Raw genomic sequence first — 13,535 nt, forward strand, 5'->3', positions numbered from 1 at the left:
ATCGAATGAGCCTGTATTTAGAGTATGTAGCTGAAATTGAAACCCGTAAAAATGATCTAGGTTTAGCGCCTAAGCCAATTGATAGCGCTGATTTAATAGCTGAAATTATCGAACAAATTAAAGATAAAGAAAATGAGTACCGTGCTGACTCACTTAATTTCTTCATTTATAACACGCTTCCTGGTACTACAAGTGCTGCTGGCGAAAAAGCAAAATTCTTAAAACAAATCGTTTTAGGTGAGTCTGTAGTTGAAGAAATTACACCAACTTTTGCTTTTGAATTACTATCACACATGAAAGGCGGCCCTTCTATTGAAGTATTGCTAGATCTTGCATTAGGTGATGACGCGGCATTAGCTACTCAAGCTGCGGCAGTATTAAAAACACAAGTATTCTTATACGACGCTGATACAGCTCGTATTGAAGCTGCTTTTAAAGCGGGCAATGCTGTAGCTAAAGATATTCTAGAAAGCTACGCGAATGCTGAGTTTTTCACTAAACTTCCTGACATCGCAGAAAAAATTGAATTAGTGACTTATATTGCTGGTGAAGGTGATATCTCTACAGATTTACTTTCTCCAGGACATCAAGCTCACTCTCGTGCTGACCGTGAATTGCATGGTAAATGTATGATCACACCTGAAGCGCAAGTAGAAATACAAGAATTACAAGCTAAGCATCCTACTGCTAAAGTGATGCTTATTGCAGAAAAAGGCACTATGGGTGTTGGTTCTTCACGTATGTCGGGTGTTAACAATGTTGCACTTTGGGCAGGCCAACAAGCAAGTCCATACGTACCTTTCATCAACATTGCACCAGTAGTTGCTGGTACAAACGGTATCGCTCCAATCTTCCTTACTACTGTTGATGTAACTGGTGGTATTGGTCTTGATCTTAAAAACTGGGTTAAGAAAGTAGATGCTAGCGGTAATGCGGTTGTTGATGATAATGGCGATGTTGTTTTAGAAGAAGCTTACTCAGTAGCAACTGGTACAGTATTAACTATCGATACTAAAGCACAAAAATTATATAACGGTGATAAAGAGCTAGTTGACGTATCTTCTGCATTCACACCACAAAAAGTTGAATTCATGAAAGCGGGTGGTTCTTACGCGGTTACATTTGGTAAGAAGCTACAAACATTTGCAGCAGAAACTTTAGGTGTTACAGCACCAGTTGTTTACGCAGCATCTAAAGAGATCTCTCATGAAGGTCAAGGTTTAACTGCTGTAGAAAAAATCTTTAACCGTAACGCAGTAGGTGTTGCTTCAGAAACACCATTACATGCTGGTTCTAACGTTCGTGTTAAAGTAAATATCGTAGGTTCACAAGATACAACTGGTCCTATGACATGTCAGGAATTAGAGGCGATGGCTGCTTCTACTATTTCTCCAATCGTAGATGGTGCATACCAATCTGGTTGTCACACTGCGTCAGTATGGGATAGCAAAGCAAAAGCGAACATTCCAAAACTAATGTCATTCATGAATAAATTTGGTCTTATCACTGCACGTGATCCTAAAGGTGAATATCATGCAATGACTGATGTTATTCATAAAGTATTGAATGATATTACAGTTGACGACCGCGCTATTATCATTGGTGGTGATTCACATACACGTATGTCTAAAGGTGTTGCGTTTGGTGCCGATTCAGGTACTGTTGCAATCGCACTTGCGACTGGTGAATCTGCAATGCCTATCCCAGAGTCAGTAAAAGTGACTTTTAAAGGTAACATGAAAGGCCACATGGATTTCCGTGATGTTGTTCATTCTACTCAAGCGCAAATGCTTAAGCAGTTTGGGGGTGAAAACGTTTTCCAAGGTCGTATCATCGAAGTACATATAGGTACATTAATGGCTGACCAAGCGTTTACATTTACTGATTGGTCTGCAGAAATGAAAGCAAAAGCGTCAATCTGTATTTCAAATGACGAAACACTGATCAAGTCTATTGAACTAGCACAAAGCCGTATCCAAATCATGATCAACAAGGGTATGGAAAATGAAGCGGGTACACTTAAAGGTTTAATCGCTTTAGCTGATAAACGTATCGAAGAAATCAAGTCAGGTACTAACCCTGCACTAGCACCAGATGATGCTGCTAAATACTACGCTGAAGTTGTGGTTGATTTAGATACAATCGAAGAACCAATGATTGCCGATCCAGATGTAAACAATGAAGACGTATCTAAGCGTTATACCCATGATGTTATTCGTCCAGTATCATACTACGCTGATAAACCTGTTGATTTAGGTTTTGTTGGTTCTTGTATGGTACATAAAGGCGATATGCAAATCGTAGCGCAAATGTTACGTAACCTTGAGAAACAAAATGGTAGCATTACATTTAATGCACCACTAGTTGTTGCAGCGCCAACTTACAATATTGTTGACGAGTTAAAAGCTGAAGGCGATTGGGAAATTCTTAAAAAGTACGCAGGTTTCGAATTTGATGATGCACAACCTAAAGGTGCTGCACGTACTAAGTACGAAAACATCTTATACCTAGAACGTCCAGGCTGTAACTTATGTATGGGTAACCAAGAAAAAGCAGAACCTGGTGATACAGTAATCGCGACTTCTACACGTTTATTCCAAGGCCGTGTTGTAGCTGATACTGCTGAGAAAAAAGGTGAATCACTACTTGGTTCTACACCATTAGTAGTACTTTCAACTGTACTAGGTCGTTTCCCTACAATGGCTGAGTACAAGAGCGCAGTAGAAGGCATTGACCTAACTAAGTTCACTCCTCCTACAGAAGAGATGACTACTAAGTTTTCTGGTGAAGCTGTACCAGTTAAAATGGTATAGAGTTGATTAGATTAACTTTTATAGTTAACTAAAATATAAAGAGGGTTACTTATTTAAGTAACCCTCTTTATTTTGCCATACAAATTTACTGCTTTGTATGGCTTTGCAATCATTAATTGATTATTAACAACCTCGAGTACCCAAGCTTGAATTGCATTACTACAATTTTATAATACCAATCAGATTATTTAAACACCCAAATTAATCCAGTCTCTCATACACATTGATTTTACTCGTTCTAAATCACTAACGAAGCGATTCCAAGCATCGCTACATGAATTAACAATATCCTCATAATCATCAAAGCATTTATTGGCTAGTTCATTTTGGCATTACTATTGCCTCTGTTGCTCCAGTCGCAGGACAAATAGCACCAAAAAGATAAGCATATTGAAATTGTTGCTGTTTCACAGCTCTGGGCCGCGAGCCTTTTTCAGCCCATAATCTTGTCGTTGTATTCTGTTGGCCAAACCTTGCTTCGTCTTGAACCCAAATATCTATGTTGGATCTATCATGATCCTCAAGGAGCATTTCAGTTTTGAATTTTTTAAAATCGTCTTGAATATAATAGACAAGTGATTTACCTATAAGGCGACCACCATTTGGCTTGATGCTATTTTGTATTACATATTCTTTGAATTTTGTAAGTTGCTCTGTGGTCAAATAGCAAGGCCGCCCTGTTCAGGGTTGTTCTTTTAGTCCATCAAGTCCGTTTGCATAGAATTTTTTAGCCCAATCATTTACAGCTTTACGACTGAGCTTTAAATATATAGCGGCTTGTGTTCGGTCTGCACCATCTTTGATGTGTGAGAGAGCTAACAAGCGAATACGTATTTTACCTTAGTTTCTTTGGCGATAAGAGATTTAAAGTCTATTGATTTCATCTTCTCTTGAAGTTGTTTTTGGGAAATATATTTCATCCACCTATTAGATCATAAATTTAATCTGATTGGTATTACCATTGTATTGCCATTGTATTGCCATCTCGCTAATGCTTAAGCGCCGTAAACTATATGTGTATTATTTGAATCGAATTTAGCTTGAAAATAAATATCTATTTCTCTATGGCTTTCTTAAGTGCTTTTTCTAGAGAAAACTTATCTTCAATTAGACTTAAACAATCAGAAGTAACATGTGAGTTAATATTACAATTTTGCAGTTGTATCAATTTACTGGCTTTATAAATATCTTGATAATTTGAACCAAAATCAGGCACCTTCGCTGTTGTTATTTTATATGAAATATCGATATCAGAGCCAAGTTGCTTTTTTGCGTATTTTAGACTGAATATTATTAGATAATAACACAAATTCATCATCACAATGTCGCCCAAAATATAGATCCTTTACTAATTGTTTTCTTGTTTCTGTGACAAATGAAATTAAAAAATTATCTTTGGCTTCAATACCTAAAATTTGAGTGTTTTATATGTTAGCAGACGGTGGGAAAATATATTACTAAGCTGTTCTGTATTAGCTATTTTAGTTAATGGGTCTAGCTGTAATTATTACTTAAATTGTGATTGATGATCTTCAAAAGCTAAAATCAATAAGCCAACCATTAAAGTCATAATGTAAACGTTAGCAAATAAAATAAAATGAATTCTTTCAAATACAACTAACGGGCAAATACGCTAAACATATAAAGTAACAGATCAAAAATATCGCATAAATACTATAAATTGCTATTAATAAATAATTCCCGCTATTTTGCTTATTTTTTGAAGTTAAATGGCTATGTATATAAAAAAGATGGAATATGATAGCAAAATAAACTGCAGTTGATTTAAAATCTTCAGCAACGCTTAAAATCACTATCAAAAATAGAAACAGGTATTAAAAGATCAACTTTCTTTAGCTACTGTGACACATAGTGATGAACATTTAGATTTATTAATGGTGCGTTCACATGAAAATTCGCGTTATTTCGCTAGTATTAACCCTTTTATGGTTAACTATTTAACCGAATTTGCTTATATGAACTGTTTAGAATATGACTTTGTTATTCAAGGGTTACCCAATCTTGAATTTAAAAGTAAAAGAATTAAGCAACCCAGCTATATTGAATATACAGCCAGTAGAATGGAAAGTGATGTCAAACTCACTCTAAATCTGAGAGGCACTAAAGCGTTTACTTATTATCAATAACTAAGCTGGTTTAGTACTGTCTCCTTTTCATTTTTCTTAGCTACACTTCTGCCCTATTTGCTTTTAAATTACTTACAATTAGTCAATCGATGGACCGAATCATCAAAGATGCCATCAAATTTAAAGAATTTACGCCTTTTTATCAACCTATTATAAATAGCAAAAGCAATGAAGTGGTTGGTGTAGAAATGTTAGCTAGGTGGGTACATAAAGATGGAGCTTTTGTTCCCGCTTATCAATTTATTCCATTTTCTGAAGATACAACTTAATTGTTGATATAACAGCTCAACTCATCAAAAAAATGGCTAAAGATATTAAAACGTTAAAATGGGATCAAAGCGAAAAATTTGTCAGTATCAATATTGTGCCCGATCACTTTAAAGATAATGCATTATATGAATTACTTGAAAGTTTAATGAATCACTATGAAATTACCCAATCGACCATTTCATTAGAAATAACCGAACGTATGAAAATTGATAACTTACCTCAAGCAAGAGCCTGTTTAGATGATTTTTACAAAAAAGGCATAGACTTGAAACTCGATGATGCGGGTACTGGGTATGGTGGTTTTTCATATATTCAAGAGCTCGGGATCAGCACATTAAAAATTGATAAAATGTTTTTCGATACAATTAATAGCAATGATTTAAAAAGCTCAGTATTAGATGCCATAATTTCCTTTGCTAAATCATCTAATTTAAAAATGATTGCAGAAGGCGTAGAGCATCAACATCAAGTTGAGTATCTTAAAGAGCGCGATGTATTTATGATACAAGGTTATATTTACGCTAAACCTATGCCTATAGCGCAGTTACAAAAGTGGTTGCAAGAACGAGACTAACCCCACATTTATAAAGCTGGCGTATTAGCCAACTTTATTGCTTTAAATCCCTAACATCATTATCTCTATTTATATCTATTTCTTAATTACTTACCTCTATTTATTCAAAAAAATAAAATACAATGTTTTAAACAATGATTATTAACAATTTTCACTATTCATTAGTTGTTTTTTGTACTACTTTTAGTTTTGGAGATTTTTCAACCTTAAATTGGTTAAGTATTTAAAATAAGGATATTCATGTTTATTAGTAGTTTGAAAAAATTTCGTATTTCAATTCATATAACATTGCTAAGTATTTTTATCATAGCGACAGGCTTAACTGCTACCATAGCGATTGGATTAAATTATTATTTTAGTATGTCGATAGCAAGCGATTCTGCTCGAAATAGCTTTCAAATGACAGCAAAATATACACGAGATTATTTATCAAATATTGATAAGAGTGCCACTAAAGTAACAACTGTATTAGCACAAAATTCTTCATTACTAGCACAAAATACCTTAACCCCATCAAGCTACCAAGCCTTTGCGCAAATAATGGCAACTAATCCTATTTTTTATTCCATATATATAGGGCAAAACAACGGAGACTTTAATCAATTAATTAATTTAGAGGCCTCCCCCCTGATACGACAACAGTTTTCAGCTTCAATAAAAGATAGATGGTTAAAAGTAAGCTCTAGCGCTCAATCTAAGCTGCAAACTATAGAGTACTTAGATAAATCATTTAAAGTGAGGCATATTCAAGAAAACCAAACCGATTTTGACCCCACGAAAAGAGTCTGGTTTGAGCAATCTAAAACTGGCGAAATATACAAATCGGAACCTTATCAATTTAACTCATTACAAGCACCTGGACTTACATTTTCTACAAAGTTACCTAATACCAAACATGTTTTAGCCTTAGACATCGCACTATCGAGTTTGTCTAACCAATTACAAGAACATCAATTGCCTTTAGGAAGCGAAATCTACCTATATCAGGGCAATGGTGAGCTAATAGCAACCAGTAAAAATAAAACAGCCATACTTAAAGTGCCTGATTCTGCACCGTTAAACTTAACCCAACAAGAAAAACAACTTATTGCTACAAAACCTGTTATTACAATCTCAAACTCAAAAGATTGGGTTCCTATTGATTTTGCAATTTCCGGTCAACCTAAAGGATATTCTGTTGATGTCATTAATCTCATTTCTCAAATGACAGGCATTGAATTTGACTATGTAAATGGCTTTGCATGGTCGAAATTAGTTAACATGTTTAAAAGTGATGAATTAGATGCCTTACAAGCAGTTTACGATACACCAATAAATCAAAACTTAGGGGTAATGAGTGAAGCATTTCTGGGTTTACCTTTTGCATTAGTAACACAACCCAGTCAAATGCCTATTACCAAAATTCAGTTTCTTAATAATAAAACCTTAGCGATTTCTCAAGGTTGGTCAATTACCCCCATCCTCAGAAAACAATTACCATTAATTAATATTATTGAATTCAAAACCCCTTTAGAAGCAATCAACGCAGTAAAAAACGGTCACGCAGATGCGGCACTTGACAGCCGAATTATTTTGAAAAATATGCTATCGCAAAACTTTATCGATGATTTAACAATACAGCCAGCGATTAGCTTTAAGCCACTTACTATTCCAGAAAATTTACATATATTAATAAATGAAGAGCATAGAGATTTATTGCCTATAATTAATAAAGCGATCAGCCATATTTCGACCGAACAAAAAACAGCATTACACAATAAATGGCTAGAAACCGATGTAAACAACATAGGTTTTCAGTCTATCAATGTACCATATGAATCACTTATTACTGAGGCTAAAAAGCTAGGCGTTCATAATAATTTAATAAAAACCACGCTTGCCAGCACAGAATATTATATATTTATTAGCCCTGTAAATATTCGAGATAAAGTACAAACTTACTTTGCTGTTGTTACCCCATACAAGAGCATTATTGGCAAAAGTTTAGAAAAAGTAAAAGTTTCAATGCTGATCACCGCTTTATGTCTTTTATGCATGCTGCCTATTTCCTTTTATTTTGCGCGTTTTATAGAAAATCCAGTAAAACAATTAGTTAAACAAAACAATTTAATAAAACATCGCAAATACAATGAAGTTGAAACCTCTATTAGTCACATAAAAGAACTGGATGAATTAGCTGAATCCCTTACAGATATGGCTAGTTCATTGCACAAACATGAAAAAAGTCAAAAAGAGCTTATGGAGTCATTTATAAAGCTAATTGCTCAAGCAATCGATGATAAGTCACCTTATACCGCTGGTCATTGCGAAAGAGTACCTGAAATTGGCATTCTATTAGTTGATGAAGCAAGTAGAAGTGAAAAAGACTGCTTCGCTGATTTTGCTCTAAAAACTGAAGACGAACAAAGAGAATTCAGAATTGCAGCTTGGCTACATGATTGTGGGAAAATAACTACTCCTGAGCATATTGTCGATAAAGGCACTAAACTTGAAACAATTTATAACCGTATTCACGAAATCAGAATGCGCTTTGAAGTATTACATAGAGATGCCGAAATTGAATACTACAAGCAATTATTGTTAGCACCAGATTCTGGAGTGTTTTACCAACAAGAACTAAAACGTAAGCACGCTAAACTACAAGATGACTTTGCTTTTATAGCTCAAACAAACATTGGCGGTGAGTATATGGGAGAAGATAAAGTCGAAAAACTGACCCAAATCGCTAGCCAAACTTGGCTTAGGTACTTTGATGATAGCCTAGGCTTATCTCCTATTGAATTTGATAAATATACCAATGAAAAACCTAAAAAGTTACCAATAGCTGAAAAGTTATTATTAGATACTAACAAGCATATTGAACCTCGTACTCGCTGTAAACAATATGACCCAAGCTTTGGTATAAAAATGAAAATACCTGATCTGATTCATAATAGAGGCGAGTTATATAATTTATCCATTTCTCGCGGTACTTTAACTGATGAAGATAGGTTTAAAATCAATGAACATGTGATCAGCACCATAAAAATGCTTAATAATTTACCATTTCCAGATGAACTTAAAAATGTGCCGCGTTATGCCTCTACACATCATGAGACATTAATTGGCACTGGTTACCCCAGAAAACTAACAGCCAAAGATTTATCTATCCCTGAACGCATCTTAGTTTTAGCTGACATTTTTGAAGCATTAACTGCTGCCGACAGACCATATAAAAAAGCAAAGCCTCTCAGTGTCGCCATAGAAATCATGCATAAGATGGTTCTCGAACAACATATAGATAAAAATATATTCGAACTATTTTTAACATCTGGTGTGTATTTACAATACGCACAAAAATACCTACCAAAAGAACAGTTAGATGAGGTTGACATTGGAAAATATTTAAAAGTAAAAGAAGTGGCTTAATAATAGTTGAAAATCAAACTATCTGAATGAATTAAAAAACATCGTTAAATGGTTTTTTGAAACTTAAATTTAGTAGTATATTAAACAAAAATTAATAATTGGATATAAAATGTTCAAAGCCTCCTTATTTCCCCTGTAAATAATATATATATTACCGCTAGATGTATTTAAAAAACAAAAATCACAGTAAAATTAACCTTGCTGCACCTTTTGTTAAAATAAAATAATACCTTGCAATAAAATACAATGTGATTTCTCGGTATTTAAAGGGTTAAATAAATAGAATGAATTTGCATTAACATTTTTTTTATCTTACATTTTACTATGTAATTAATAATAAAAACAAAGATACGGATTATTAGTGGATTATAAGCAATTATTACAACCTATTGAAAGTGAGTCAGCAACAGGCTGTTATCTAAAAGATGACCGTACAGCCTATCGTGCATTAAGAAATAACTTCAATGCCGCACAGTCATCTTTTAGACGCTTAATTGAAACGCCTGACTCCACAACAGACGAAACTTTATTTGAAGAAAATGAAAAAAACTGGCAAACAGTCAGTGACGCATGTTGGCAAACTTTAACTGAAAAAAGTAAAGATGTAGAAATTTACTGTTGGTGGGTAATGTCTTTAGCTTTTCAAAGAGATTCAATTACAAAAATTGCTTCTGCTTTAGAAACTTTGAATGAGTTTATTGAAAATTTTTGGCCTGATGTTCAGCCATACTTACCAGATAACAAATTAAAATCTGAAGATGCAACTGAACAAGCTGCGCAAAGAGCTGAATTACAACTTAGGCCGTTAATTCAATTATTAGGTGAAAGTGCTAATAGTGGTTTGCTGTATATGCCATTACAAATGCTTTCATTAGTTGGCGAGATAGATCACGCACAATATTTCTCTGCATCTAAATCAGGTAAATTAGCAGAATTAAAGGCACAAGCTAAAAAAGACTTTTCATCGTATAAAGATGATATTACATCAACTGTTATTGCCCTAGATAACGCATTAAACTCAGTAATAAAACTGGACGTATGGCTAAAAGCAATAACAGCTAAGCTCGCTATTTCTGCAGTCAGTGCACAGTTCATTAAAGAAAATTTAAATGACTGTTTGCAAGCAATTAAATACTTAGTGTTTGATAGCTATCCTGTTTGGCCTTTAGAGAAACCGGTCGAATCGGCTGCTGAGTCTGTAACTAACACTGTAGATGAAGCAATTGATGCACCGCAACAAGAAACAGTCAGTGCTCCCGTTATAAATACCACTGAACAATCAAGTTCAGTACAAAATACGGTACAAATCACACAGCAACTACTAAATGTTTCAGCGCAGCTAGCTAATAGAGATCAGGCTTTTCAAGAACTCAGAAAAATAGCTGACTATTTTTCAAAAACAGAGCCGCATAGCCCAGTTTCTTTTCTATTAGAAAAGGCAATACGTTGGGGCTACATGTCACTACCTGATTTGATGCAAGAGTTAGTATCTGGCAATGAAAAAATTTTAGGTCAAATTAATTTAGTAACAGGTATTGATAGTGAAAAAGCAGATATTAGTGCCTATAAACCTGCACCTGTAGAAATTAAAGAGGTAGTACAACCACCTCAAAAGCAAGAATCAACACCTGTTGTAGAAGCTCCAATAGTTCAAGACAGCAGTGAAAATGAAATACCAAGTAATCAAGAAACATCAAACACATCTACAGATTCCGATTTTAGTTGGTAAACCGGCAGTAGATTTTTAACTTTTATATTTAATGGAGAAAGATCATGGCTTCTATTTACATGAGAATTGACGGAAACGACACAATCAAAGGTTCAGCAACAGTAACTGATATCGGTGGTAAAAAAGGTTTTTTCGCACTTGACTCTATGTCATGGAGTGCAATGCGTAACGTAACAGTAGATATCGGTAACGCAGATAACAATGATGGCGGCATGGTAGCTCTAGGTGAAATCCAGTGTTCTAAGCAATTAGATGGTGCCAGCCCGTACATCACAACATTTTTATATGCACCAGGTGAAGCAGGTAAGAAAATTGAAATCGTTTTCACTAAGCCTAACCGTGCTGGTAAAGGCCTTATTCCTTACTTAATCGTAACATTAGAAAATGCACGTATTTCTAGTTATAGCATTTCTGGTAGCGATGGCAGTCAACCAGGTGAAAACTTTGCTATGACATACTCTACACATGCACAGACTTATTATGTAGAAGCTGAAGGCGGCAAAATTGAAAAAGCGGCCGAAGTAACATTCGATACGACTTCAGCTGAAATTACTTCTCAAGCAGATCTTAAGTAATCATTAAGCATTTAGGATATAAAAAATGGCATTAAATTCTCAACATAAACGCGTAAGTAAAAACCGCGTTAGCATCACATATGATGTTGAAACAAATGGTGCATTAGAAACAAAAGAACTTCCTTTTGTTGTTGGTGTATTAGGTGATTTTTCAGCTGATAATGATAATAAACCAGATGTTGCTGATCGTGAATTCTTTCAAATAGATAAAGATAACTTCGATACAGTAATGAAACGTGTTGGTCCAGAACTTAAAATGAAAGTTGATAATGTTCTGGTAGATGACAACAGTCAAATCGAAGCAAACTTAACTTTTGATTCAATGAAAGACTTCACACCTGAAGCCATCGTTGAAAAAGTTGATGCTTTAAAGCAATTAGTTGAAACACGTAACCAGCTAAAAGTACTTTTAAGTAAAGCAGATAGATCACGCGATCTTGAAAAGTTATTAAAAGAAGTACTATCAAGTGCAGATACAATTAAAGCACTTTCTGACGAGCTTGGTTTAGGTTCTGAGGGAGAGTCTTAATGAGTACTGAACAAGAACAAGGCGCTGCAGCACAGGGCGAAGCACAAGAAGTAAGTTTTCTTGACCGTGCAATTGCTGCTACAACACAAACAGCGCCTGATGCAACTAAAGAGCTTGTTTCGGTTTTAATGGAGCAAGCAACTTCAGGTACAGTAAGCTGGGATAAAAACCTGACTAAAACAATTGAAAATGCAATTTCTTCAATTGATGAAAAGTTATCTAAGCAATTATCAGCAGTAATGCAGCAAGATAAGTTTAAAAAACTTGAAGGCTCATGGCGTGGTCTTAATAAGCTAGTTCGTGAAAGTGAAGTAGGTGCCGACTTAAAGATCAAAATAGCTGATTTTAACCGTGACGATATTTTAGAGCAATTTGAAGATGCGCCTGCAATTGATCGTAGCCCATTATTCAATACTTTATATCAATCGGAATACGGTACTGCCGGTGGCGAACCTTACGGTTTACTATTAGGCGATTACCAATTTGACGCAAGCGATGAAAGCGTGTCATTGTTACGCTACCTGGGCGAGACTGCAGCAGCATGTCATGCACCATTTGTAGCAGCAGCGTCAGCCAATATGTTTGAATTAGACAGCTATGAAGTATTTAACGAGGGTAAGCCAGTTGCACCTGCATTTGATTCACCTGCATACGCATCATGGAATTCATTCCGTGAAAGCGATGATGCACGTTATGTTACTTTAACGCTTCCACAAACAATCGCACGCCTACCATATGGTAAAAAAGGCGCTGCAACTAAGTCTTTCGATTATGAAGAATTAGCATTAGATGCTGAAGGTAATCCAAGACCAACTGGTAACGATCAAATCGTTTGGTCAAATGCTGCGTATGATATGGGTCTTAAAATGACACAAGCCTACACTGCAAGTGGTTGGTGTACTTCTATCCGTGGTTTAGAAAATGGCGGTAAAGTTGAAGCATTACCAAATCTGACTTATAAATCAGATGCGGGTGATATTCAGCAACAATGTCCAACTGAAGTTAACTTAACTGATGAACGTGAAAAAGAATTAAGTGATCTTGGTTTCTTACCATTAGTTCACTATAAAAATTCTGATTACGCAGTATTCATTGGTGGTCAAACGACACAAAAACCTAAAACCTATGTTGATCCAGATGCAACGGCTAATGCAGCAATTTCTGCGCGTTTACCTTTCATTATGGCAAGCAGCCGTATCGCACATTACTTAAAAATAATGGGCCGTGATAAATTAGGTTCTAACCTTGAAGCGACAGATGTTGAACGTGACCTAAATACTTGGATTGGTCAATTTACTAATCCAGGTGCAATCGGTAACGAGCAACGTGCTAAAACACCATTAGCTGAATCGTCAATTCAAGTTGTTGAGCAACCAGGTAAACCTGGTTCATACTCAGCAATTGCACATTTAAAACCTTGGTTACAAATGGAGTCACTAACGACTTCTGTACGTATGGTTGCAAAAATACCAGGTTAATACCCTGCCAAG

At 35.2% G+C, this 13,535-nt stretch carries 7 protein-coding genes and 3 pseudogenes; 8 read left to right on the forward strand and 2 right to left on the reverse strand.

All coding sequences use genetic code 11. From position 1 onward, the window contains the following. Positions 1–5: 5 nt before the first annotated feature. Positions 6–2,813, forward strand: coding sequence for a bifunctional aconitate hydratase 2/2-methylisocitrate dehydratase (locus PSA_RS19450; RefSeq protein ID WP_042152017.1), 2,808 nt, complete (start codon positions 6–8; stop codon positions 2,811–2,813). A 188-nt stretch (positions 2,814–3,001) separates the two neighbouring features. Here PSA_RS19450 and PSA_RS24795 read toward each other — a convergent pair. Beyond that, positions 3,002–3,697: pseudogene (locus PSA_RS24795) on the reverse strand (hypothetical protein). A gap of 170 nt (positions 3,698–3,867) precedes the next feature. Next, on the reverse strand, positions 3,868–4,146 hold the full coding sequence (locus PSA_RS19460; protein ID WP_042152027.1) for a hypothetical protein: 279 nt from the start codon (positions 4,144–4,146) through the stop codon (positions 3,868–3,870). A 514-nt stretch (positions 4,147–4,660) separates the two neighbouring features. Between PSA_RS19460 and PSA_RS19465 the strand changes: the two are divergent. The 7 genes and pseudogenes from PSA_RS19465 to tssC all read left to right on the forward strand — a co-directional run. Then, positions 4,661–4,960, forward strand: a pseudogene (locus tag PSA_RS19465) (hypothetical protein); the annotation flags it as partial. Positions 4,961–5,049: 89 nt separating this feature from the next. Continuing rightward, positions 5,050–5,804 (forward strand): annotated as a pseudogene (locus PSA_RS19475) (EAL domain-containing protein). A 240-nt stretch (positions 5,805–6,044) separates the two neighbouring features. After that, the gene (locus PSA_RS19480; protein WP_042152032.1) at positions 6,045–9,212 is read left to right on the forward strand and encodes an HD domain-containing phosphohydrolase; all 3,168 of its coding nucleotides are present in this window, start codon (positions 6,045–6,047) and stop codon (positions 9,210–9,212) included. 361 nt (positions 9,213–9,573) lie between these two features. After that, entirely contained in the window at positions 9,574–10,941 is a 1,368-nt protein-coding gene (locus tag PSA_RS19485; RefSeq protein ID WP_042152035.1) for an ImpA family type VI secretion system protein, read from the forward strand. Positions 10,942–10,985: 44 nt separating this feature from the next. Continuing rightward, positions 10,986–11,516: a type VI secretion system tube protein Hcp gene (locus tag PSA_RS19490; RefSeq protein ID WP_042152037.1), complete on the forward strand. Its 531-nt coding sequence runs from the start codon at positions 10,986–10,988 to the stop codon at positions 11,514–11,516. A 25-nt stretch (positions 11,517–11,541) separates the two neighbouring features. Then, positions 11,542–12,045, forward strand: a complete 504-nt coding sequence (tssB, locus tag PSA_RS19495; RefSeq protein ID WP_042152040.1) for a type VI secretion system contractile sheath small subunit — start codon at positions 11,542–11,544, stop codon at positions 12,043–12,045. After that, positions 12,045–13,523 carry a type VI secretion system contractile sheath large subunit gene (gene tssC / locus PSA_RS19500; RefSeq protein ID WP_042152042.1) on the forward strand — a complete coding sequence of 493 codons (1,479 nt, stop codon included), beginning with the start codon at positions 12,045–12,047 and terminating at the stop codon, positions 13,521–13,523. Before tssB ends, tssC begins: the two co-directional genes overlap by 1 nt. Positions 13,524–13,535 lie beyond the last annotated feature (12 nt).

The organism is Pseudoalteromonas sp. '520P1 No. 423' (assembly GCF_001269985.1).
Lineage (GTDB): Bacteria > Pseudomonadota > Gammaproteobacteria > Enterobacterales > Alteromonadaceae > Pseudoalteromonas.